The sequence below is a fragment of the Parabacteroides sp. AF17-3 genome (assembly GCF_003635445.1).
GTDB classification, from domain to species: Bacteria; Bacteroidota; Bacteroidia; order Bacteroidales; family Tannerellaceae; genus Parabacteroides; species Parabacteroides goldsteinii.
In genome coordinates this window covers 107,930-133,525 of the sequence record NZ_QTMM01000011.1, presented here as the reverse complement: position 1 = coordinate 133,525, position 25,596 = coordinate 107,930, and the positions used below count along the sequence as shown (strand labels likewise).

Below are 25,596 nucleotides of genomic sequence, written 5' to 3'. Positions count from 1 at the left end.
TTATTCGTTTATCGAGGTTGCTACTAATTTTTCCATGCCGGCTATCCTTGTATTGTATTCCGCAATAGCTTCGCTTTTCTTGAGGCGGTAATCCAAAAGCTGGCGTTCTACCTGTATGACATCTGTCAGACTGGTTGTTCCGGCGGAAAATTCCCGGACAATCAGTTGCCAGGTGGATAATGAGAGTTCCTGCTGCTTTTGGTAAAGAGCTATTTTCCGGGATGCATCCGCCAACTGTTGTTTAACCGTCTGGTATTCGGATTGCAGCTGATTCAGCGTATTTTCGTATTTCAGTTCGCTTGCCTGGCGGTAGTGCCGGCTTTCCTTTTGTTGTGCCTGATACTTTTTACGGAAGATAGGAATACTGATTTTAAACATAGGCATGACCATATCCATACCGTTCATGTTATCCATAACCATACTGTTATTCGATTTCCCGACCAGAGAATATTGCAGGCCGATTCCAAACATCGGATAACTCATCTTTTTATCCATCTCTGCTTTTGCCCGGTAGGCATTCGCTTCGGCTTCGAGCATCGACAACATTGGGTTGGCTGTAATGATACTGTCGGTCATGGCCTGGTCGTCAATCAGGAAATGCAGTTGTTGCAAAGAATCGGGAACAGTAACCCTCATATCCTGCCTGCGGTTTAACAGGGCATTGAAACGTGCTTCGGCAGCTGTTCTGTTGGAGACAATGAGTTCCAGATTGTTCTGAAGTTCCGCTTTTTCTATCTGTATGCGCAGTACGTCCGACATGGTGCCTGAAGAACTGCCGGTACCCATGGAACTACCCATAGGACCGGAAGCCATTCCCTGCATAGAGGCATTGCCAGCCGGACTTCCTTGTGGCGTTGCCTGGGAGCTGCTTCCCATTCCTCCCATGTTATCCATACTGTTTCCATTGGAAGCGGGGGGAATAACGACATTGCCTGTTATGGGGGGAACTGTGGAGGCGGGTGCATTGGCCGACGGTGCGGAATAACGGTTGAGTGCCAATTTCTCCAATTGTTCCAATAAAGCAAGATTAGCTTGCGTGTTCTTATACTGTTCGTTGAGGTTACATAACTGGTACCACTGGCTCTTTACTTCATAAAACAGATTGTTCCTGGCTTCACGGAATTGCTCGTAGGCCATGCGTGACATTTCGGTCGCCTCATTGCGGGCCGCTTTGCGCGTTCCGAACCAGGGGAACATCTGCATCAGGGTAAAGTCGGCAATCTGTTTACCGCTCAGTGTCTCCATCGGTTTGACAAAAACACCGATATCCAGCTCCGGGTCTTCGTAAGCTCCTGCCTGTGGAATCTTTTCCAGTGAAGCCTTATAGAGGGCAAAGTTGGAGTTTACCAACGGGTTGTTGCGTGCGGCTGTCTCCAGATACCACGCCAGGCTGTCCGCCTGTTGTGAAAATGCCGGAAGGAGACCGAGCAGCAAGGCTATTCCTGTTATATATGCTTGTATTTTTATCTTATTTCTCATCGCTTGTATTCATTTGAATATTCTGTTTCTTTTGCTCTTTCTTAATCACACTTTCGCGCCACCAGCATTGCAACACGGGGACTACGAACATAGTCATGGATTGTATCAGCATACCTCCGAAAGTGGGTATTGCCATCGGTACCATGATATCGGCTCCCTTTCCGGTAGAAGTCAGTACCGGCAGTAAAGCAATTAATGTCGTTGCTGTCGTCATGGCGGCAGGACGTACACGTTTGAGTCCGGCTGTAACGACTGCTTCCCGTATCGCTTCTTTAGTAGTCGGATTCTGTTGCAGGAAAGTCTGGTGGATGTATGTCCCCATCAGCACGCCATCATCGGTTGCGACTCCGAACAGGGCGATAAAGCCGACCCAGACAGCGACGCTCAGGTTGATTGTGTGCATCTGGAAAAGGTCTCTCATGTTTTCTCCCCCTACGGAAAAGTTCATGAACCAATCCTGCCCGTACAACCAAAGCAGGATAAAACCTCCTGCAAAAGCGACAAATACGCCGGAGAAGTGGATGAGGGAAGCGGTCACCGTTTTAAACTGGAAATAGAGTACCAGTAAAACGATTAGCAATGCCAACGGTACAACAATCGCCAACCGCTGGGTGGCCCGTTCCTGTTGTTCGTAATTACCGGCGAATTTATAGGAGACACCTTTTGCCAACCTCAGCTCCCCGTCTTTTATCTTTTGGTCCAGTACGCGTGTCGCTTCTTTTACCACATCTACTTCGGCTTTGCCGGATGTTTTGTCGAATATGACATAACCGACCAGAAATGTATTCTCACTTTGAATCATCTGTGCTCCCCGGGTATAGTCGATATCCGCCAGTTCTTTCAATGGAATCTGTGCGCCGGTAGCGGTAGGAACCAGTAACATGGATAAAGCCTCCGGATTATCCCGCAGTTCGCGTGCATAACGGAGACGGACCGGAAAACGTTCCCTGCCTTCGACCGTAGTGGTCAATACCATTCCACCGACAGCAGCACTCAATATCTCCTGTAAGTCTTCTACATTTACTCCGTAGCGGGCCATATTATCCCTGTTCAACTTTATTTCCAGATAAGGGGCACCGACTGCCCTGTCGTAGAAGACGGAAGAGGGGATAACCGAAGGAACTTCTTTCAATGCCTGTTCTATCGCTTTTCCGCTTTGCTCGATTGTCTCCAGGTCCGGACCATATATCTTTAGTCCCATCGGGGCACGCATCCCGGTGGAAAGCATGACCAGACGTGCCTCTATCGGCTGTAATTTAGGAGCGGAGGTCAAACCCGGCAAATGAGTGACATTCACAATCTGCTGCCATATATCGTCTGTGTTTTTAATTTCCGGACGCCATTGACGGAAATAATCTCCTTTCCGGTCAGGTATCAGGCTATCGTGGGGGATAAGCCGGAAACCGTCGGTAGGATTATAAGTACCGCCGTCTTTTAAAAGATATTCTCCTTTCCCGTTTACCTTGAACCGTTCACGCTGTCCGTCTTCATTCAATATATATTCCGGACGATAATTGATGGTGTTTTCAAACATCTGTGCCGGAGCCGGGTCGAGAGCCGAGTTGACACGTCCCCATTTCCCGATGGCTGTCTCTACTTCGGGAATAGCCGCCAGGCGTTTATCCAGTGCTTCGATATAATCCAGGTTCTGGGCAATCCCGGTATGAGGCATACTGGTCGGCATCAGCAGGAAGGAGCCTTCGTTCAGGCTGGGCATAAACTCTTCGCCGATTTTTCTCCAGATCATGAAACCGAATACGATGGTGGCTGCCGGAATAATCATAAATAGCCAGCGGTGGCTGAGGCACCATCTCAGTATCTTTTCATAGTAAATAACCAATATCCACAGAAGAGATAAGATAATAAGGATACAGGCAGCAACAAATAATATATTGGCCGATAATCCGGCTTGCGGTCCCATCGGCAACCACTCTTCCGATAGGAAATAAATAGCAACCAGCAGCGTAATGCCTATATTGATATAGGTACTCATTTTAGGATTTTTCCAATAAGAAGCGAGCAGGTTATTCACACCGACAGCCGTAAGTCCCAGTGCCGGTATGCTTCCATAGATAACCAGTAATACGATGCCTGCTGCAACTAACAAATAATTAGCCACCTTCCGTATCATTTTTGAATTTATCCTGACGGAGAACAGCAGATAAGAGAGCGTAGGTAATATTATTAACCCCAGAATAAAAGCGGAAGCCAGCGCATAAGTTTTTGTATAGGCGAGGGGAGAAAACATCTTCCCTTCCTGTGCCTCCATCGCAAAGACCGGCAGGAAACTGACAATGGTTGTTATCATCGCCGTCGCGATGGCACCGGACACTTCGCTTACTGCTTTGTAAATAAGGCTTACGAAGGCTTTACCTCTTTTAATGTCTTTGTTCTCCGGCATCTCCATATACCGGATAATACTTTCCACAAAAACAACCCCGACATCGACCATGACTCCGATTGCTATCGCAATACCCGATAATGCAACAATATTTGCCTCTATCCCGGTATATTTCATGAGGATGAAAGTCGCCAGTACGGCTATCGGCAACATGCTGGCAATGATGACCGAGGCACGCAGGTTCAGCACCAGTACGATAATCACAATGATACAAATCAATATTTCATGCGAAAGTGAAGTCTCCAATGTCCCGATTGTCTCTTTTATCAGGTTGGTACGGTCGTAAAACGGAACAACGGTTACTTTCGAAACTGTCCCGTCCTCCAATGTCTTTTGGGGAAGTCCGGCTTCAATTTCTTTTATCTTCGTCTTAACATTGTCAATCACCTCCAACGGATTCGCTCCGTAACGGGCGACAACCACTCCGCCGACTGCTTCGATACCTTCCTTATCCAGTCCGCCCCGACGTGTTCCCGGACCTATATTAACGAAAGCGACATCTGAAATACGGACCGGAACACCGTCGCGCACAGTGACGACCGCCTTTTCCAGGTCGGATACATCTTTAATATATCCCAACCCCCGGATCAGATATTCTACTTTGTTTATCTCCATCGTTTCCGCACCGATATCAAGGTTACTTTTCTTGACGGCGTTCATAATATCCATAACCGATATATTGAAAGCCCGCATGGCGTCCGGATTCAGTTCGATCTGATATTCCTTTACAAAACCTCCGGCAGAAGCCACTTCCGATACTCCTTCGGCAGCCGAAAGGCTATATTTGACGTAGAAGTCCTGTATTGTGCGTAACTCTTCGGCATTCCAGCCTCCGGTGGGTTTACCCGTTTCCGGATTTCTACCTTCCAGCGTATACCAATATATTTGTCCTAAAGCCGTTGCATCAGGCCCGAGAGCTGGCTGTACACCTTCCGGCAATGTGCCGGGAGGCAGCGAATTTAATTTTTCCAGGATACGTGAACGGCTCCAGTAAAATTCTATATTATCATCAAAAATGATATAAATGAATGACATTCCGAACATGGAACTGCTCCGGATACTTTTAACCCCAGGTATTCCTAGTAGGGAAGTTGTCAGCGGATAGGTGATTTGGTCCTGTATGTCTTTGGGAGACCGTCCCATCCATTCGGTAGCGACAATCTGTTGGTTGTCGCCTATATCGGGAATGGCATCCACCGGGATTGGATTACGGGGTATGATACCACCGTGCCAGTTGAAAGGAGAGGTGGATATCCCCCAGACAACGACCAATAGTAATAATAGCATGGTTATCACCCTGTTCTCAAGGAAATAACGGATGAGTTTGTTCAGCATAAGTTGTATGGTATAATGAATAACTATACCTATAACAACCGGGCCTGTCTTTTGTTGAACGCAGCAGTTGAATAGAGGAGGCTGCCGGTCGGTATAACGTGTTTGTCGGCATGCTCGGCTTCTCTTTCGTGAGTGCACCTCAAAGCTATGAGGTGTCTTATGTCATAATTATGATGTTTTATGCCTCATAGTTTTGAGGTGCTATGCCTCAGATGTTTGAGGTTCGTCAGCGACAGTGAAGGCGAGCGTGCCGTAACGCAGTTGTTTATAGAGGTGGTAAGTCGGTGTGAACTGGGTCGCGATGAGAGCTTCCCATTCACCTGGGGTAAAGGGTATTTTCGGTGTGAAACAGAGGCGCGACCGGCTGTTTACAATCAATTCGTCGGGACTGACGGAGTAGCTTTCGCCCGTTTCGAGGCAGCTGATGGTAATGCCTACACCGGGCAGGTCGCCCATCAGCTTGAGGTTGTAGCCGTAGATCGATACATGGGGAGGCTGGCCAGGGGCGAGTTTGTCTATCTTGCCGTCTGTCTGCGGATTGTATGGGCGGATAAGCCGGGAGATGTAATCCGGACGCGGCACTTTGAAGTCTTTAATCGGGCCTAAGTTTTCGACCGGGAGGCGTTTGACGCATTGCTTCAGGCGGGGAGAGGGGCGAAGGCAGGGGACGAGGGTATGGCATTCAGGGTCGAATTTGGCATGTGCATTATCGAATGTTCCATTTACGGTCAATTCCGTACGGGCCAACCCGAAATCGACGTTGAAGCCGGCTTCCGTGGCCTTATAAATTTCATTTATCATTGTCCGGAAGCAACCTGTCAGTGATTCTTTCGAGTAGGGGGTACCGTCTTTTTTCGCCCGGTCGGCAAGTTCGTCCAAGTCGATTGTGTCGCGAAACATCACGCTGGCTTTTTGGACGTTTATTCCCGGAAGGAAACTCTCGTTGGTCCCGATATGTACATTGGCAATCATGTTGTGTAATTCGGATTTAGGTAGTTCTTTGTCCATTCGATTCTTGATTTAAAGGAGTTAAAGCTTTCAAAGATACGCTTTTGTAATAACATTTGCTTTCATTAAAATGGAAAGTTTAGCTTTTATTTTATGACGGCGTATACAGCTTTGTTGTATCTTCACGGCAAAAAAGCGAAAACGCTGATTATACAGTTTAATATTAGTTAGTTATAAAGATATGGTAATAGCTTATTTGAGAGTAACTATTGACAGGCAACATCTTGAAAGACAGAAAGATGAAATTACTCGTTATGCATCGGCAAATGGTTGGGAAATCAGTAAATGGATCACTGATATAGTAGACGGAAAAAGAATGGAGAGTGAGCCGACTCTGTTCCGTGTATTGGACAGAATGAAAAAAGGCGATAAAGTTATTATAACGGATATTGCCCGGTTTGGTCGTACCCTGTCCGAAGTAATGACCCTTTTGAGCAAATGTATGACCTTGGGGGTTCATGTATATAGTATAAATGACCGTTATCTTCTGGATGATAACCTGAATACGAAAGCTATATCGACTACCTGTAATCTGGTTTCGGAGATAGAACACCACCTGATGTCTGTCCGTACGAAAGAGGCGTTGAACCATAAGAAAGAGAAGGAGGGCTTGCAGTTGGGACGTCCGAAAGGAACGGATGCCAAACAATCTTTACTGGATGCCAACAAAGATGAAGTGATGAACATGCTTGAAAGAGGGGACACCATTGTCATGATCTGCAAGCATTTCAACGTGTCCAGAAATACTTATTACCAGTTCAAAAGGAATTACGGGATTTAGAACCAGTCTTTTTTTCGCATATAAATCCAGGTTAGTATGCCTGTGAGGAACATGATTCCCCAGGCAATACCATAGCCATACCTCCAGTCCAGTTCGGGCATCAGCTTGAAGTTCATACCCCATACGCCGACCAGGAATGTCAGCGGGATGAACAGGGTCGATACGACCGTCAGCCGTTTCATGATCGCATTCATTCGCAGGTCATTGTTGGAAATATAAAGGTCCACCAATGAAGAAATGATTTCCCGGCAACTTTCTGTTGTCTGGATAACGAATTGTAACTGGTCGGCAAGGTCGTTGTAGATCGGGAGCATATCGGGACTGATTATTCCGTTCTCCGTACGCAGCAGTTTGGGGAACTGTTCCTTCAATGGCTGGCTGTTTTTGCGGATAAGCATATATTCATGCCGGCGTTGCTGGATCATCGAACCCATGTTTCCCTGGTCGCTTTTGATGTCGAGCAGTGTCTCTTCGATATCTTCCAGCATTTCTTCTACTTTGGAGGCCGTTTCCACCAGATTGGCAATGATCGTATTCAGCAGGAAAGCAAGCAGCAGTCCGCTGCCCTTTTTTCGCAGGTTCAGCATATCGGATTCCAACGCTTTCATTGTGTTGGCGAATACCGGATTATTACTTTCAGTGAAAGTGATGACTACATTTCCGGTGACCAACAAGCTGATATGTTCGGAATGTATCTCCATATTGGCATCATAATAGCTGGAGTTCAGGATAATGAGCACATGGTTCGCATATTCTTCGATTTTTACGACATGCTGAGGTGTCAGTATATCTTTGGCATCCAGATTGTGCAGGCCGAACTCTTTTACGATACGCGTAATGGCATCGGAGTCGGTCAGCCCGCTCACCTGAAACCAGTTTATTTTGTTCGGATCGACCAGCTTGCCAAAAGAAGAAGTACCCTTTTTTATTTCGGTCGTGTGGAGTGCTTCGGCATTGTATTGGGTGAGACGAATGTCGGTTACAGTCTCATGTTCACCGGCATAATAATACTTATCCGACAGATGCCGGTTAGAAATATGTCTTCTTCTGTGTACATGTGTAGCTTCTTTTCGTCTCATAGATACCCTTGTTTAATCCAGTTCCACAACAGTGATGCCTGCACCTCCCAGTTGAACATGCTCATCGTGGTAATGGCGGACACCGGGGACTGAATGCAGATAGTCGCGTATCAGTTGCCGCAGGATGCCTGTACCTGTACCATGCAGGATACGCACCCTCGATGCTCCGACCTGGATGGCATCGTCAATGAAATAGGTGACAGTTTGCAGTGCTTCATCGCCCCTCATACCTCTAACATCTATTTCCTGCTTAAAGTTCAATTTCTTTTCGTGCATATGGTCGGTCGTATCCGAGCTGACAAACGTACTTTTCTGGATTTCCTTCTTGATCTGTCCTTTGCTGACTTTCTCCAATTGTTCCAGTTTAACCGTACTTTTAATCATACCGAATGCTACGACCGCCTGTTTGCCCTGAAGTTCCATAACTGTTCCGGCAGAAACCTGTCCTTTCAGGCGGACATTGTCGCCCACCTCGATCACATCGCGGTTGAATGTCTGTTTGGCGGCAGGTGCATTCTGTTTTTGCTTTTTACGCTCTTTCCGTTCCTGCAACTTCGCCATCTTGCGGGCGATCTTGTCATCTTCTTCTCCGGCCGATTCGACAGAGGCCTTAAACTCTTCCAACGCTTTGCGGGCAAGTTTGGTCTGTTCCTTTTCGGCTTGTGCTTCCTTGATTTCACGAACCGTATTCTCGATCCTGGCATTAGCTTCGGCCAGTATTCGTTGCGCTTCGGCTTTCGCTTCGCGCATGATTTCCTTTCGTTGCCTGTTTACCTCTTCCAGATCTTTTTCGTAACGGGAGGTGATATCTTCCAGTTTCTTTTCCTGCTGGCGGATATTCTGCCGTTTGCTTTCCCAGTAACGTTTATCGCGGACAATATCTTGCAGGTATTTATCCATATCAATATAATCAGAGCCGACTTTGGCAGAGGCGTCTGCTATCACATCTTCCGGTAAACCGATCTTTCGTGCGATCTCGACGGCAAACGAGCTCCCCGGATTCCCGATAGACAATTTGAATAACGGCTGCATCAGATGGCGGTCATACAACATGGCGCCGTTTACGATGCCTTCCGTATCTTCGGCAAAATGTTTCAGGTTCTGATAGTGCGTCGTAATTACACCGAAACTGCGGTTCCGGTTGAAACGGTCCAGCAAAGCCTCGGCAATGGCACCACCTATCTGGGGTTCCGTACCGCTACCGAACTCATCGATCAGTATGATTGTCTTTTCATTACAGTTTTTGACGAAATACTTCATGTTGGTCAGATGGGAACTGTAAGTACTCAAGTCGTTCTCAATACTTTGCTCGTCACCGATATCAATAAAAATACTGGAGAATATACCGGTGCGTGAACTTTCATGCAATGGAATCAATAATCCGCATTGCATCATATATTGCAGCAGTCCGACTGTTTTCAGACAGACTGATTTACCTCCGGCGTTCGGTCCTGAAATAATCAGGATACGCTTCTTTTCATCGAGTGTGATATCGAGTGGTATGACTTGCTTGTTTTGTTTCTGCAACGACAGGTAAAGCAGCGGATGAACGGCACGCGCCCAATCCACCTGTTGTACATTCTCCACAACCGGCTTGATCCCTTTTACCTGTTCGGCAAAGAGCGCTTTGGCACGGATAAAATCAATATCTGCCATAAACTCATATGATTGCAGGATATCCGGCACCATCGGACGTACAATATTGGTAAACTCCGTCAGGATCTTCATGATCTCGCGGCGTTCGTCACCTTCCAGTTCACGTACGCGGTTGTTGGCTTCCACAACAACTTCCGGTTCGATGAAAACTGTCTTTCCACTGGCCGATTCGTCGTGTACGATGCCTTTTATCTTTCTTTTAAAAGCCGGAGCGACGGGAATCATCAGACGACCGTCGCGCATGGTCGGGGTGACATCTTTGTCTACTACGCCTTCCGACTGTGCATTCCGCAGGATGGATTGCAGGCTGCGGGAAATACCGCTCATCGTGGAAGAAATTTCTTTCCTGATCTGTGCCAGGGTAGGAGACGCGTTGTCTTTTACTTTCCCGAACTTGTCGAGGATAGAATCGATTTTCCCGATCAACTGGGGAAATACAAGAATGTCACCAGCCAGCGCTGTCAAAGCCGGATAAGCTATTTCTTCATCCTCTTCCGTCCGGAAGAAACGGACAATATCGTTGATTGTCTGTAGCGAACGTTTCAGGTCGAACAACTCCTTTTCGTCCAGCCAGGTTCCTTCCGGGCGTATTCGTTTCAACGAATAACGGACATCGAAAAAGAAACTGGCAGGAAACTCTACCTCTCCATGCAGGATACGGACAAACTCATCTGTCTGTTCCAGACGTTCAATAACGGTTGTATAGTCGGCAGAGAATTCCATCTCTGCAACCCGCTCTTGTCCCAGCGGGCTTAAACATTTATCGGAAATTAAACGGCGTACTTTATCGAACCCCGTTTTCTGTTCAAAGTTTTGTGGGTATATCACGTTTATTTATATGCTTTATTTTATCTCCACCGTAATCTCTCTGCGGATAGTCGGGCGGACGATCATTTCCATTTTGTTTTTGCCCCGTTTAATTTCAAACGTACAGGCATTGTTGCCAGTCGGATTGACATAAGGAGCATAATAATATAGGTAGGAGAAACCTCCTACATTGCCTGACTTTTGTAAAGCGTCGGCAACCTGAGGGTATTGAAATGTATCCCAGAACATACAGCGTTTGAAGCCGTTTGCGTCCGTGAATTGTGTTTTAGGATCGCGGAATTTCATTGTTTTGGAAATGAAGTTCTTATAGCCTGCTGTAAATTCTTCGGCGGAATAATTCATTTTGTTGTCATTGATCTTTTCGATCACGTCACGCGGACGAAGTCCTGATGCATAAGCCGGCGAATTGCGGTCTACATCTGTGATGAGTTCCAGGCGGTCGATGTCATAACAGATCCCGGTGTAATTATAAGTCTTCTGGTTTACCTTATATTGCACATTGCGACCATATTTTACATACGGATACTGCATCAGCATCAACGGCACATGGATACGGGCATATTCTTCCAACTTGTAGGAATCTTCCAGCAATTCGTTCGCCTCGCATTCCCAAAGGATACGACCCGGAACAAATGCCTGGTCGATCATTCGGAAACCGAATTGTAACAGGTATTCTGCTTCAGCCTCTGCCGCCGAATTACCTAGGAACGGGAAAGAATCCATCTTACTCTGAGTGAAATTATAACGGAAAGTAGGCTCTTTCTCTATCTGGATCTTGTTGGCTCCTTTGAAATTCGGGTTCTTATCGAAGAAGTAGAATGTCTGTATCAGAATATCCGGTTGTGCGATATCCAGCACCAGTCCTTTTTTAGTCATTTCTTTCTCGATGCAATCGTTGATGGCACTTTCCAGTTTACGGTTGTTCTCATCTATCGCAGCGAAAGCAAATGTCTTGAATTTGCCGAAGCTTATAGAATCGGGTGTCACCACTGTCTTGAACGGACAGGTAAAAGTGCGCTCGCTGGTAGTCTCCAGACTGTACATGGAGAAAGCCGAAGCCAACTGGTCTTCAGTGATTGAGTTGACCTTCTTGCAATCCTTCTTAACCATTACTTGTTTGGTAGGAATGGATAGATTGGAGATGGTTAGTATCACTTCATTTTTACCGGCAGGATTCAGTAACTGGGCTATCTCCTGAGGAGAAACTTCTGCCGACTGCACCCCGTCTATCGCTTCTACAATATCACCTTGCTTAATTCCTGCAAGTTCTGCCGAAGAATAAGGGATAACTCCTGTAATGACAGGTTTGAACTTTCCCCAGTTGTTACTTTGGCTGATATCATATGTGAATCCTAATCTACAGATTGACGCGCTACGGTTCTGTGCATAACCGGTTAAGAATGCAAATAACAATAATATGGATAAAACAACTCTTTTCATAATGCCAGTAATTCTATTATAGTATTAATAATACCTGTTTATACCTAAATCTATAGGCAAAGGTAAAGATATTTTTGTTGAGTATGAATAGTTGGCAGCATATTTGATGTTATTCTGGTGTATGATCGTAAGGATAACTTTTTCTGCATCCAAAGTGTTAGTAGATGAAAGTTGTCGTATTATGCTGACAATTAGGTAATAATAAAAATATTAAGATAGTTATGAGCAAGATGAATTTTAACGGAAAAAAGGAAACGGCTGAAAAGAATGAATGTCAGAACAACGAAGAAGCGACAAATTTGCAGCAGGAACAGGAAAATGCGGCAGAAGAATGTGCGCAAACTGACAATGTGACCGAAGAGTTGGATGAGTTGAAAAAGAAGTATAACGAATTGAACGACTCTCATCTTCGCCTGATGGCAGAATTTGATAATTACCGCAAACGTACCCTGCGTGAAAAAGCAGACTTGATTAAGAACGGCGGTGAGGCAGCCCTGAAAAACTTACTTCCTGTAGTCGATGATTTCGAACGTGCATTACAGAATATCCGTAACTCGGATGATGTAGAAGCCGTGAAAGAAGGGGTAGAACTTATCTATTCCAAATTTATGGCTTATCTGGCCCAGCAGGGAGTGAAAGCTATTGAAGCGGTAGGCCAACCTTTCGACACCGAAATGTTTGAAGCTGTAGCTACTATTCCTGCTCCGGAACCTGGCATGAAGGGTAAAATCCTGGATTGTGTACAGACCGGATATACTTTAAATGACAGAGTGCTTCGTCACGCTAAAGTAGTAGTAGGAGAATAAGCAACATGCTAGAGGGCAAATAACAACAATACAAAGATGGCTAAAAGAGATTATTACGAAGTGCTGGAGGTGTCAAAAACCGCCACAGTAGAAGAAATTAAGAAAGCATATCGAAAGAAAGCAATCCAATTCCACCCGGACAAGAACCCCGGTGACAAACAGGCAGAAGAAAACTTCAAGGAAGCTGCCGAAGCGTACGACGTATTGAGTGATCCTCAGAAACGCCAGCGCTATGACCAGTTCGGGCATGCCGGAGTAGGAGGTGCATCCCAGGGAGGTGGCTTTGGTGGAGCCGGAATGTCAATGGAAGATATCTTCTCTCAGTTCGGAGACATCTTTGGAGGACACTTTGGTGGCTTTGGCGGTTTCGGTGGTTTTGGCGGAGGCTCACGTGGCGGCCGTCGTGTGAATCGCGGATCAGATTTGCGTGTGAAGGTAAAACTGAATCTGAAAGAGATCGCTAACGGAGTAGAGAAGAAGATAAAAGTTAAGAAATATGTACCTTGTAGCAAATGTCACGGTAGCGGAGCAGAAGACGATCACAGCTCCAAGACTTGTGAGACTTGCCATGGCAGTGGTGTCGTTACCCGTATTGCCAATACAATCCTGGGGCAGATGCAGACACAGTCTACCTGTCCGACTTGTGGCGGTGAAGGGAAGATCATCACTAAAAAATGTGCTCAATGTGACGGTGAAGGTGTTATGCGTGATGAAGAGATCATTACGATCAACATACCTGCCGGCGTAGCTGAAGGAATGCAGTTATCCATGAGCGGAAAGGGAAATGCAGCCCGCCACGGAGGTATAAACGGTGACCTGCTGATTTTGGTTGAAGAAGAACCGCATGCAGAACTGATCCGTGACGAGAATGACTTGCTGTATAATTTGTTGTTGAGTGTTCCCCAGGCTGCTTTGGGAGGAACCGTAGAAGTTCCGACTATCGACGGCAAAGCGAAGGTGAAGATCGAGCCGGGTACGCAACCGGGTAAAGTCCTTCGCCTGAGAAATAAGGGACTTCCTTCCGTGAACAGTTATGGAACAGGTGATTTGCTGGTAAATGTCAGCGTATATATTCCTGAAACATTATCAGCGTCAGAAAAAGAAACGCTGACCGGTTTGGATAATTCACCGAACTTCCAGCCGAATCGTACAATGAAAGAGAAGATCTTCAGCAAATTCAGACATATGTTTGATTAGAAGTATTCAACTATTCTCAGATAAATAAGAAAAGAGTAAAGTCGACTAACAGGAAGTTGGCTTTACTCTTTTTTATTATCGGTCTTGTCCCGGAAGGACAGGGCGGTGACTTTTCACATACCTCTTTTTTATAAAGCAATATATTACTGCCCTCATTTATTAGTTTCTTATTCCAAAAGATTTGCTTGTTTATCAATAAGCATTTTACGGAGTCGATGAACCTTAAAATGCTTGCCGATTTGTGTTGTCTATCATATCGCTTTATTACAGATGAATGCCTCTCTACAACTATTAATCAATGATAAATATACCATAAAGGAAATAGCTTATGAGCTGGGATTTACAGACGACGCCTACTTTTGCCGGGTATTCAAAAAGCACTACGGAATCATTCCCGGCGATTATAAGAAAAGGAGGGGAGAGATTTTATTCTAAAAGCAAAACGCTATAAAAATCTGCTTCCCGTAGAAAAAACTCTATTGGTTGATTGTGAATTGATTACAGTTTCCTCGTAGTTCCGTGTTTAGGAAACTCCAGTTCCCTGCCTAGGAAACTACAATTTCCTGCGGAGGGAACTACAGTTTCCCAGGCAGGAAACGCGTGTTTCCTCCTAAGGAAACAGGAACGACTCTATAGGCGGGAATCAGAAAGTCCCGGACTCGTCCTTTAACCGGCTGAGAGACTGCCGGTAGCCGGTAATGATTTCTTCCATCACTTCGGCAACCGTTTCTTCTTTTCTGAACAGGGCGGCGACTTGTCCGATTTCCAGTTCTCCTTCTTCCAGATTGCCTTCGAACATACCCTTCTTGGCTCTGCCTTTACCTAATAAGGCACGCATTTCTTCGACCGATGCGCCCTGCGCTTCGGCTTCTTCTACGGCAGTTGTGAAACCGCCTTTCACCAGGCGGGTGGGAGCGAGCTTTTTCAGCAACAGCTTCGTGTCGCCTTCGTTGAGGCTGAGGCAGAGCTGCTTGAAGTTTTCATGGGCGGAACTTTCTGCAGTCAATGCGAAACGTGTTCCAATCTGTACACCTTCGGCCCCAAGCGCAAAAGTGGCCAGTATGGCATCACCGGTTCCTATTCCTCCGGCCGCCATGAGCGGGAGGGAAGTGGCACGGCGTACGGCGGGAATCAGGCAAAGTGTGGTTGTTTCTTCCCGTCCGTTATGTCCTCCGGCTTCGAAACCTTCGGCAACAATCGCATCCACACCGGCTTCCTCACATTTGACGGCAAACAGGGAACTGCTCACCACATGGACGACCGTTATGCCGTGTTCTTTCAGGAACGGAGTCCATTTTTTGGGACTTCCCGCAGAGGTGAAAACGATTTTTACTCCCTCTTCGACCATCAGGTTCATCAGATTTTCGATTTCCGGATACATCAAAGGTACATTAACCCCGAAAGGCTTGTCGGTGGCAGCCCGGCATTTCCGGATATGTTCGCGTAATACTTCGGGGTGCATGGAGCCGGCTCCCAACAGTCCGAGTCCTCCGGCATTGCTCACCGCCGAAGCCAGCCGCCAGCCGCTGCACCAAACCATTCCACCTTGTATAATAGGATATTTAATACCAAACAATTTACATATTCTGTTCATGGCTAATCTATTTATAATGTTAGGGGAACAAAGTAAAATAAAACTTACCTATCTTTGCGTGTCTGATTCTATAAATAATGTGGATATAAATTAATTCTTACAATATAACAGTTATGAATAAAGCGCTTATGGCTGCCGGTCTGGCAGTAGTTTTAGGAGCTTGCAACTCCTCGAAGAAAAGCGATGTGGCCGATGCCGCACCCAATCCGTTCTTTACGGAATATACGACTTCGTTCGGTGTTCCTCCTTTCGACAAGATAGAAGTGGCTCATTACAAGCCGGCATTTGAGAAAGGGATGGAAGAACAGAAAAAGGAAATCGATGCTATTGTCAATAATCCGGAAGAACCGACGTTCGAGAATACGATTGTCGCTTTAGATCGCTCAGGTGAATTGTTGACGAAAGTGATGTATGCTTTCAGCGGTCAGTCGAGTGTGAATACGACCGACGAAATACAAGCTCTGGAGCAGGAACTGTATCCAGTTCTTTCCGCCCATTCGGATGATATCAGCCTGAATCCGGCTCTCTTTACCCGTGTAAAAGTTGTGTATGACAAGCAGGCTTCAATGAACCTGAATAAGGAGCAGAAGAAGTTGCTGGAGGAAACCTACAAAGGTTTCGTACGTGGCGGAGCCAATCTCGACGCTGACAAGCAAGCCCGGTTGCGTGAACTGAATGAAAAGATATCTGTCCTGGAGCTGACTTTCGGGCAGAACGTACTGAAAGAAACGAATGCCTTCAAACTGGTTGTAGATAACAAAGAGGATTTGGCCGGACTTCCTGAATCGTTGATTGCCGCTGCTGCCGAAACTGCCGCTGCCGACTCAATGGAAGGCAAATGGATTTTCACACTCCACAATCCGAGTGTGATGCCTTTCCTGCAATATGCCGATAACCGTGCGTTACGGGAAAAGATATTCAAGGCGTATATCAACCGTGGAAACAATGGCAACGGGAATGACAATAAGAACGTTGTCAAAGAACTAGTAGCTGCCCGCCTGGATAAGGCCAAACTGCTGGGTTATGAAGACTTTGCCGCTTTTGTGCTGGATGAGAACATGGCAAAGAACGAGAAGAATGTGTATAACTTGCTTGACCAGATTTGGACTCCGGCGCTGAAAAAAGCGAAGGAAGAACTGGCCGATATCAATGCCGAAATAAAGAAGGAAGGCGGCGACTTCGAAGCCGAAGGTTGGGACTGGCGTTATTATGCGGATAAAGCCCGTCAGGCAAAATTCAATATGGATGAAAACGAAGTCCGCCCTTATCTGGAACTGAACCATGTGCGTGAAGGTGCTTTTTATGTAGCGAATAAGTTGTATGGAATAACTTTTACGGAAATCAAGGACATACCGAAGCCGGACCCGGATGCTTTTGCTTTCGAATGTAAGGATAAGGATGGTTCTTCACTGGGTGTCCTTTATATGGATTTCTATACTCGTCCGGGTAAAGGTGGCGGTGCCTGGTGTGGCGGATACCGTGACCAGAGTTATAAAGATGGAAAGAAAGTGCTGCCGGTTGTTACCACCGTATTTAATTTCAGTAAACCGGCTGCCGGGCAACCTGCATTGCTGAGTGCGGATGAGGCGGAAACCGTCTTCCATGAGTTCGGTCATGCCTTGCATGGTTTGTTTGCTGATGTTCATTATACCGGAGTAGCCGGTGTTCCCCGCGACTTTGTGGAATTGCCTTCGCAGGTAATGGAACATTGGGTGTTCGAACCGGAAGTGTTGAAAGTATATGCCAAACATTATCAGACAGGAGAAGTGATTCCGCAGGAGCTGGTTGACAAGATTGTGAAAAGCAGCAAATACGGACAGGGCTTTGCTACGGTCGAATATCTGGCCGCTTCCTTGTTGGATATGGATTATCATACCTTGAAAGAACAGCTGTCCGGCATGGATATCGAAGCCTTTGAAGCTGAAGCGATGAACAAACGCGGATTAATCCGCCAGATACCTCCGCGCTACCGTACTACTTATTTCGGTCATACGATGGAAGGTGGTTATACAGCCGGATATTACAGTTACATCTGGGCAGAAGTGCTGGATGCCGATGCTTTCGAGGCTTACAAAGAAACCGGCGATATCTTCAACCCCGAGGTCGCTTCCAAGTTCCGTAAAAATGTCCTTACCCCGGGTGGTATCGATGATGCAATGGATATGTATAAAAACTTCCGTGGCAAGGAGCCAGGCATTGAACCGTTGCTAAAGAACAGAGGGTTAAAATAAGATTTTTTTATTATCTTTGCGCATGTAACATGCTTAAACAGAACAATATGAAGAAAATGATTATGACAGCCGGCATAGCTGTTGCACTTAGTGCTTGCAGTTCGTCGGAGAAAAAGTCTGAAATCTTAGCTCCAGGAGATATTTTACTAACGGAGTTCACGACTCCGTTCGGAGTTCCTCCTTTCGATAAAATCGAACTGGAGGATTATATGCCTGCTTTTAAGGAGGCGATTGCGCAACAACAAAAGGAAGTAGATGATATTGTCGGTCAGACGGCTGCTCCCGATTTTGAGAATACGATTGTTGCTCTTGACCAGAGCGGTAGCCTGCTGCGTAAGGTCAATGCCGTTTTCAGCGGACTGAACAGTGCCAACACAAATGATGAGATGCAGGCGTTAAGCCGTGAGTTGTCTCCGTTATTATCAAAGAACAGTGATGATATCCGCTTGAACAAAGATTTGTTTGCCCGTGTAAAGACCGTGTATGATAATCGGGAATCTCTGAACCTGAATAAGGAACAGAAGAAGTTGCTGGAAGAAACCTATAAGAGTTTTGTCCGCGGCGGTGCGAACCTGGATGCAGAGCAACAAGCCCGTTTACGTGAACTGAACAGTGAGATATCCATGCTTCAGTTGACATTCGGACAAAATATGTTGAAGGAAACAAACGCTTTCCAATTGGTTATTGAGAATAAAGACGACCTTGCCGGCCTGCCCGAAAGCCTGATACTGAACGCGGAGGTTGCTGCCCGTGCAGCAGGGTTGGAAGGCAAATGGCTTTTCACTTTGCATAATCCGAGCGTGATGCCTTTCCTGCAATATGCCGATAACCGTGCGTTGCGTGAAAAGATTTTCAAAGGTTATATCAACCGTGGAAATAATGGCAATGATGCCGATAACAAAGATGTCGTGCTTAAACTGGTTACGCTTCGCCTGGAAAAAGCGAAGTTGATGGGATATGACGATTATGCCTCTTTCGTCCTGGAAGACCGTATGGCAAAAACGTCGGATAAAGTATATGCTCTGTTGGACGAAATATGGAAACCTGCCCTGGGGAAAGCGAAAGAAGAACTGGCTGATATCAATGCCGAAATAAAAAAGGAAGGTGGCAACTTCGAAGCGGAAGGTTGGGACTGGCGTTATTATTTCGAAAAAGCGAAGAAGGCTAAGTTCGATTTGGATGAAAACCAGGTTCGCCCGTATCTGAAACTGGAGAATGTGCGTGACGGTGCTTTCTTGTTAGCCAATAAATTATATGGTATTACCTTTACACCTATCAAGGAAATACCGTTGCCTCATCCGGATGCACAGGCTTTCGAATGTAAGGATAAAGATGGTACGCATCTGGGTGTTCTTTATATGGATTTCTTCCCGAGAGCCAGCAAACGCGGCGGTGCATGGTGCGGAACCTATCGTTCGCAGACTTATAAAGACGGCAAACGTCAGGGACCGGTCGTAACGATTGTATGTAATTTCTCCCAGCCGGCTCCGGGGCAACCAGCTTTGTTGAGTGCGGATGAAGCGGAAACATTATTCCATGAGTTCGGACACGGTTTGCATAACTTGTTTAAGGACGTACATTATTATGGTGTATCGGGTGTTCCCCGCGATTTCGTCGAACTGCCTTCACAGGTGATGGAGCATTGGGTGTTCGAACCTGAGTTACTGAAAGAATATGCGAAACATTATGAGACAAACGAAGTGATTCCGGCCGAACTGATTGAAAAGTTGGATAAAAGCGGAAAGTACGGACAGGGCTTTGCTACGACTGAATATCTGGCCGCTTCTTTACTCGATATGGATTTCCATGTATTGAAGGAAGTACATGAAGGTGCAGACGTCATGAAGTTTGAAGAAACTGTTTTGGGTGAACGCGGACTATTGAAACAGATACCTTCCCGTTATCGCACTACTTATTTCAATCACACGATGGGTGGCGGATATACAGCCGGTTATTATAGTTACATCTGGGCCGAAGTCCTGGATGCAGATGCTTACCAGGCTTATAAGGAAACCGGAGATATCTTCAATCAGGAAGTAGCAGCCAAATTCCGTGAATACGTTCTTACCCCTGGCGGCATCGACGACGCAATGGATATGTATAAAAATTTCCGTGGTAAAGAACCGAACACGGAACCGTTGTTGAAGAACAGGGGATTGAAATAAAGGTAAATGTAGTGTCGTTGGTAGGGGCGGTTCGCGAACCGCCCCTACAGGCACCATCATAATGAAACAGGCCGGTTCAATATTTTCTATCCATGTATCTCTATAATATAGGACGTATCAAACGTCTCTCCCGGCTGTAAATGTTGCATCCAGTCTCTGTCTTTATATTCCCCGGTGTAGTTAATACGGTCGCAACGGCCATACCAGGGTTCGATACATACGAAGGGTGCGTCCTTTGAGGGAGGCGACCAAAGGCCGACAACAGGCGCTGTGAAATATACCGTCAGATAAGAGCCGCCATCCTGTTTCAGTAAATCCACCCGCTTTACCTGGCTGTTTTCAAGTACTAATGCATCCTTAGCGAAAGTATGTATATCCAATGGTAATAATCCTTCTTTGTCAAGTGAAAGCGCATATTCCTTGTCTCCGATACAACCTTTTTCCTGAATGAGTTTGTAGGAAAGTCCCTCATGCCGGTCGAAGGCAAAGAAGCCTCTTGAACTGCTGTCTTTATCATAATCAGGATAATAAAAAGCCGGATGCGCTCCAATCTGGAAATGCAGTTCCTCGTTTCCGGTATTTTTCACTGTCCATAAGACTTCTATCTGGTTTCCGGCCAGTTTGTATCCTATCTCCAGACAAAAGGGAAAAGGATATAATTGTAATGTATCCTCATTATCCTGTAGTTGAAACCGCAATTCCGTATCAGTCTCTTTTATCAGTTTAAATTCCTGATCCCGTGCAAAACCGTGTTGTGATAACTTGTAAGTCTTTCCGTTATGGCGATATTCGTTGTTCCATAAACTACCTACGATAGGGAAAAGTATCGGCGAATGGCGTTTCCAGAAGGTAGGATCGGCCTGCCATAAATATTCTTTACCGGTTGCGTTGGCAACAATGCTGCTTAGTTCGGCTCCATGTGGCGACACCTGAATGGTGAGCGAATTATTCGATACTTTTTTCTTCATCAGATTTATTTGTTTATGTTATTTTCCGTTTCAGCAAAGTTAATGAACTTATTATTTGATTCTCCCGCTCTTTTATAATAAAACAAAACAGAAAGCGTTAAAAGATCATTGAATAGTTGAAAATATGGAACTACACGAAACAAGATCATTTCTGATAAGTGGTATCGCAGTTTTGCTTTGCCTCTGTTTTTCGCTCTCGGTAAAGGCCGGTGAACGGTATACGGACAACTCTGTATTGAGCAAAGGAAACTGGGTGAAAATACAGATAGAGCAGGATGGAATCTACAAACTTACTTATTCTGAATTGAAGAAGATGGGATTTGACGATCCTTCGAAAGTTGCTGTCTATGGATATGGTGGCTGGCCTTTGGAAGAAGATTTCACAAAACCTTATGTGGATGATCTGCCTGCTGTCCCGGTGCTGAGAAAGGATGATTATATCCTTTTTTATGGGCGGGGAACGACGAAATGGGAAGCTCAGATAAGAAATGAAAATTTTACGCATACCAATAATCCTTACTCTGTGTATGGATATTATTTTCTGACAGACGGGGCGGAGGTTAAAGTCCCGGAGCAGATTAAATATGATAGAACTACCAGTGAGAGAATAGAAACTTTTGATGACTATTTACTCCATGAAAAAGAGTTGGTTTCTATTAATTTATCGGGAAGGAGATTGTTTGAGAAGTTATCGCAGTCTGCCCAGACTTTCAATGACTTTGGAAATCCGGAGACATTAGGGATAGTCGAAGGTGAAATTTATGTAGATTGCAGATTTGTACCACTCACTACAACATCAGAGGCACAAGGTGAAATTACGTTATCTTTTGCAGGAAATAAGCTGTATAATGGAAACACTTCCCTTCAAAGTGGAACATACACAAAAGGCAAGGATATGGAATTAGCCCAAAAATATGAATATAAGGCAGGGGATCATTTAAGTGTTAAGCTGGAGTATAAGAAATCACAGCAACCCAGTACCGATGGCTATGTCGATTATATCCGTTTGAATGTCAAACGTCAATTGAAGACTTACAATGAACCATATACATTTTTCCGTTCATTTAAATCCCGGAATCATATATCCCGGTTTGTAATAGAAGGCGCTAATTCAGCCTGTATGGTTATGGATATAACAGACCCTGCAAACTGTAAAATTATAGAAACAGAACTGACTGGCTCTACCATGTCTTTTACTATTCCGGAAAGTAATTCATTAAGAGAATTTGTTTTGATAAGGACTGATCGTACGGATTTTCCTGTCCCTGTCAGTAAAGGAGCGGTTGAGTGCAGGAACCTTCATGGCTGGTCGAATAAAGATATGATTATTATCTCTCCGTCTACTTTACGAAAAGAAGCGGAGAGATTGAAAGAAGCACATGAAACACAAGATGGTTTACGTGTGGAAGTGGTAACACCGGAAGAAATATATAATGAATTTTCAAGTGGAACTCCCGACGCAACAGCCTATAGAAGGTTTATGAAGATGTTGTATGATAAAGCGGCATCAAAAGAGGATCGTCCGAAATACTTGTTGCTTTTCGGAGATGGTGCTTACGATAACCGCTTTGTTACGGAATCATGGAGTAAGATGAGTGATAAGGAGAGAGAGAATTTCCTGCTTACCTTTCAGTCAGAAAATTCATTGGATGAAAAATCTTATGTGACAGATGATTATTTTGGTTTTCTGGATGATGCTTCTAATGGGAAAAGTGTAGAATCGTGTCCGGTGGATATAGGGATAGGCCGTTTCCCTATCCGTTCGGTTTCGGATGCCCGGAAGATAGTCAATAAGGTTATTCGTTATATGAATAATGAAGAACTGGGCATTTGGAAAAATGAAACTTGTTTTGTGGCAGATGATGGAAGTAATGCGGATAAAGTAAAAAAACAAGCGAATGATCATATGAAATATGCAAATGGAGCAGCTCAAACGGTTGAAGAGAAAGCACCGGATGTTCTGGCAAGTCGATTGTTTTTTGATAATTATGCCAAAGACTATTCTAGTTCAAATTCATATTCGGTCGTAACAGACGAAATGAATAAGAAGTTAAGAGAGGGATTGATGCTGATTAATTATACAGGGCATGGAAACACGACTTCGTGGTCTGATGAGAATGTTCTTACACTACCGATGATAGATAAATTCTCCTATCCCAAATTACCATTATGGATTACGGCTACCTGTGATTTTTGTCGTTTTGATGCACTGGCAACGTCGGCAGGAGAGAGCATTTTTCTAAATGAAAAAAGTGGGGGGATAGCATTGTATACAACTGTTCGAGTGGCTTACGGTTCTGAGAATGATAGAATAAATAATAGTTTCCTAGAGAAGTTATTCGATCAAAGTATGTATCCGGCTTTGGGCGATGTGGTCAGAAGTGTTAAGGCTGATAATAAATCATTAAGATCGAAAAACCTGAATTTTACCTTTATTGGTGATCCTGCTTTAAAGTTGGCTTTGCCTTCCCATAAAATACGTATTAATACGATTAATGGAAAAGATGCGGTTCAGAATTCAACTAATTTCAGAGCTTATGATGAAGTGACTGTAGAGGGAGAGATATTAGCTCCGGATAATTCGATAATTGATAATTTCAACGGAAAGCTGGAAGTGAAAGTGATGGATAGTAAAATCGAAATTACGACACGGAATAACTTCAGGAATGATACTGCTTTTAAATATATGGATTATAAAAACCTTGTTTATAAAGGTTCAACTCAGGTTCAGAATGGCAAATTCAGTTTCTCTTTTTATGTCCCGGGCAATATTTCTTATTCCGGTAAGGCCGGAAAGATGATTCTGTATGCTTCGGATAGCGAGCAGAAAATAGAAGCAAAAGGTAACTTTACGAATTATAAGGTACAAGGTACTTCTGATGATCCTTTGGACGATCACGAAGGTCCTGAAATAGTAAAACTTTATTTGAACGATTCGACATTTGTGAGTGGTGACAAAGTAAATACAACTCCGTTTTTCTATGCCCAGTTGTGGGATCAGACGGGAGTGGATATAACAGAAGGCGGTGTCGGGCATGATGTGATGCTTATGATAGACAATAAACCTTTTACCAGCTATAATCTGAATTCTTACTATGACAATATATTTGGCCGGAAAGGAGAAGGTGAAGTGAGATTCGGTATTCCGCAATTAAGTGCGGGAATGCATGAGGCTGTCTTTAAAGTTTGGGATGTCATGGGAAATCCAACAACTTACACGTTCCGGTTCGAAGTAGATGAGAGCTTGAAACCTTTCATCACCAATATTGTCGCAACTCCGACACCGGCAAAAGGTAATGTTGAATTCCATCTTACACACAACCGCCCCGAATCCCAGATGAAAGTCGGTATCATGGTCTACGACATTGCAGGCCGGCTGCATTGGAAACATGAGGAGACTGGTTCGTCCGAATTATTCAAAGATTATGTGATAGATTGGGATTTGAGAAATAATTCGGGAAGCCATGTCCGTCCCGGAGTTTATATTTACAGGGCTGCGATAAGCACTAATAATTCAAAGGAGGCAACGGAAGCAAAGAAGATGATTATTTTATGGTGATTTTACTTACATTTGTAGGAAATAAAAATAAACCATGGAAAGTATATATACAGCAGATGAAAACAGATATGCCGGCATGACGTATCGCCGTTGCGGACGTAGCGGTATTTTGTTACCGGCCATTTCTTTAGGGTTATGGCATAACTTCGGAAGTGTGGATGTCTTCAATAATTTTATAAAGATAGCTTATACGGCTTTCGATAACGGCATTACCCATTTTGACTTGGCCAATAATTATGGCCCGGTCTATGGTTCGGCAGAAGAGAATTTCGGCCGGATTCTGAAAAAAGGTTTGGGAGTTTACCGTGACGAACTTCTTATTTCGACAAAGGCCGGTTATGATATGTGGCCGGGGCCGTACGGAAACTGGGGAAGCCGTAAGTATCTGATGGCAAGTCTAGACCAAAGTCTGAAACGGATGGGATTGGAGTATGTGGACATCTTCTATTCCCATCGTCCTGATCCGGAAACACCGATAGAAGAGACGATGGGGGCTTTGGTAGATATCGTTCGCCAGGGGAAAGCGCTGTATGTAGGTATCTCAAATTATAATGCGGAACAGACGGAAAAGGCGTTGGCTGTCTTGAAAGAACATCGCGTTCCTTGCCTGATCCATCAGGCCCGTTATTCTATGTTCGACCGCTGGACCGAGCCAGATTTGCTGCCTTTGCTACAAGAAAAAGGTGTCGGCATGATTGCTTTCTCTCCTTTGGCACAGGGAATGCTTACTAATAAATATCTGCATGGAATACCTGAAAATTCAAGAGCCGCTAAGTCAACCGGCCATTTGAAACGGGAACAGGTGACGGATGATAAGATAAATAAGATTCGCCTTCTGAACGATTTGGCTACCGAACGTGGACAGACCCTTGCTGAAATGGCACTGGCCTGGCTATTGAAAGACGATCGCGTAACCAGTGTGTTGATAGGTGCCAGTTCGGTAGAGCAACTGCTCGACAACCTGAAAGCGCTGCGCAATACGAATTTCACGGCAGACGAACAGGAAAGGATCGAGAGTATTTTGAGAGTAAACCTCGGTTAAACGGTGAAAGTAGGCTTCTTCTACAAA

The 25,596-nt window shown here is 45.0% G+C and carries 16 protein-coding genes; 8 read left to right on the top strand and 8 right to left on the bottom strand.

The genetic code is table 11. From position 1 onward, the window contains the following. From DWW91_RS15600 to DWW91_RS15590, 3 genes are all read right to left on the bottom strand, one after another. A complete protein-coding gene (locus DWW91_RS15600; protein ID WP_199722593.1) occupies positions 1–1,479 on the bottom strand; it encodes a TolC family protein in 1,479 nt (492 codons plus the stop codon). Beyond that, positions 1,469–5,215 carry an efflux RND transporter permease subunit gene (locus DWW91_RS15595; protein ID WP_122328272.1) on the bottom strand — a complete coding sequence of 1,249 codons (3,747 nt, stop codon included), beginning with the start codon at positions 5,213–5,215 and terminating at the stop codon, positions 1,469–1,471. The genes DWW91_RS15600 and DWW91_RS15595 overlap by 11 nt, the downstream gene beginning before the upstream one ends. Before the next feature lie 201 nt (positions 5,216–5,416). Then, on the bottom strand, positions 5,417–6,223 hold the full coding sequence (locus DWW91_RS15590; protein ID WP_048316999.1) for a DNA-binding domain-containing protein: 807 nt from the start codon (positions 6,221–6,223) through the stop codon (positions 5,417–5,419). Positions 6,224–6,404: 181 nt separating this feature from the next. Between DWW91_RS15590 and DWW91_RS15585 the strand changes: the two genes are divergently transcribed. Beyond that, positions 6,405–7,004 (top strand): recombinase family protein, encoded by a 600-nt coding sequence (locus tag DWW91_RS15585; protein ID WP_122328271.1) that lies wholly within the window; start codon positions 6,405–6,407, stop codon positions 7,002–7,004. On the opposite strand, the gene corA is transcribed toward DWW91_RS15585, so the two are convergent. The 3 genes from corA to DWW91_RS15570 are packed head-to-tail and all read right to left on the bottom strand — an operon-like array spanning position 7,001 to position 12,007. Then, the gene (gene corA, locus DWW91_RS15580) at positions 7,001–8,083 is read right to left on the bottom strand and encodes a magnesium/cobalt transporter CorA (protein WP_046146908.1); all 1,083 of its coding nucleotides are present in this window, start codon (positions 8,081–8,083) and stop codon (positions 7,001–7,003) included. The genes DWW91_RS15585 and corA overlap by 4 nt on opposite strands. 12 nt (positions 8,084–8,095) lie before the next feature. Further along, positions 8,096–10,567, bottom strand: a complete 2,472-nt coding sequence (locus tag DWW91_RS15575; protein WP_007659264.1) for an endonuclease MutS2 — start codon at positions 10,565–10,567, stop codon at positions 8,096–8,098. 15 nt (positions 10,568–10,582) lie between these two features. Next, entirely contained in the window at positions 10,583–12,007 is a 1,425-nt protein-coding gene (locus DWW91_RS15570; protein ID WP_007659265.1) for a PDZ domain-containing protein, read from the bottom strand. 221 nt (positions 12,008–12,228) lie between these two features. On the opposite strand from DWW91_RS15570, the gene DWW91_RS15565 reads away from it, so the two are divergent. From DWW91_RS15565 to DWW91_RS15555, 3 genes are all read left to right on the top strand, one after another. Next, positions 12,229–12,813, top strand: a complete 585-nt coding sequence (locus DWW91_RS15565) for a nucleotide exchange factor GrpE (RefSeq protein ID WP_007659266.1) — start codon at positions 12,229–12,231, stop codon at positions 12,811–12,813. A gap of 36 nt (positions 12,814–12,849) precedes the next feature. After that, positions 12,850–14,010 (top strand): molecular chaperone DnaJ, encoded by a 1,161-nt coding sequence (dnaJ, locus tag DWW91_RS15560; RefSeq protein ID WP_010803395.1) that lies wholly within the window; start codon positions 12,850–12,852, stop codon positions 14,008–14,010. Between the two features lie 231 nt (positions 14,011–14,241). After that, positions 14,242–14,445: a helix-turn-helix domain-containing protein gene (locus tag DWW91_RS15555; RefSeq protein ID WP_082208582.1), complete on the top strand. Its 204-nt coding sequence runs from the start codon at positions 14,242–14,244 to the stop codon at positions 14,443–14,445. Positions 14,446–14,653: 208 nt separating this feature from the next. Here DWW91_RS15555 and DWW91_RS15550 read toward each other — a convergent pair whose 3' ends face one another. Further along, positions 14,654–15,604 carry a nitronate monooxygenase family protein gene (locus DWW91_RS15550; protein ID WP_122328269.1) on the bottom strand — a complete coding sequence of 317 codons (951 nt, stop codon included), beginning with the start codon at positions 15,602–15,604 and terminating at the stop codon, positions 14,654–14,656. A 113-nt stretch (positions 15,605–15,717) separates the two neighbouring features. Between DWW91_RS15550 and DWW91_RS15545 the strand changes: the two genes are divergently transcribed. Together DWW91_RS15545 and DWW91_RS15540 are read left to right on the top strand one after the other, a co-directional pair. Beyond that, the gene (locus DWW91_RS15545) at positions 15,718–17,835 is read left to right on the top strand and encodes a M3 family metallopeptidase (RefSeq protein ID WP_122328268.1); all 2,118 of its coding nucleotides are present in this window, start codon (positions 15,718–15,720) and stop codon (positions 17,833–17,835) included. A gap of 47 nt (positions 17,836–17,882) precedes the next feature. Beyond that, positions 17,883–20,000, top strand: coding sequence for a M3 family metallopeptidase (locus tag DWW91_RS15540; protein WP_044246806.1), 2,118 nt, complete (start codon positions 17,883–17,885; stop codon positions 19,998–20,000). An 86-nt stretch (positions 20,001–20,086) separates the two neighbouring features. Here DWW91_RS15540 and DWW91_RS15535 read toward each other — a convergent pair whose 3' ends face one another. Beyond that, on the bottom strand, positions 20,087–20,968 hold the full coding sequence (locus tag DWW91_RS15535) for an aldose 1-epimerase family protein (RefSeq protein WP_122328267.1): 882 nt from the start codon (positions 20,966–20,968) through the stop codon (positions 20,087–20,089). Between the two features lie 124 nt (positions 20,969–21,092). Between DWW91_RS15535 and porU the strand changes: the two genes are divergently transcribed. Together porU and mgrA are read left to right on the top strand one after the other, a co-directional pair. After that, positions 21,093–24,527: a type IX secretion system sortase PorU gene (gene porU / locus DWW91_RS15530; protein ID WP_122328266.1), complete on the top strand. Its 3,435-nt coding sequence runs from the start codon at positions 21,093–21,095 to the stop codon at positions 24,525–24,527. A gap of 34 nt (positions 24,528–24,561) precedes the next feature. Continuing rightward, complete coding sequence (mgrA, locus tag DWW91_RS15525) at positions 24,562–25,569, top strand: L-glyceraldehyde 3-phosphate reductase (protein ID WP_122328265.1); 1,008 nt, start codon at positions 24,562–24,564, stop codon at positions 25,567–25,569. Positions 25,570–25,596 lie beyond the last annotated feature (27 nt).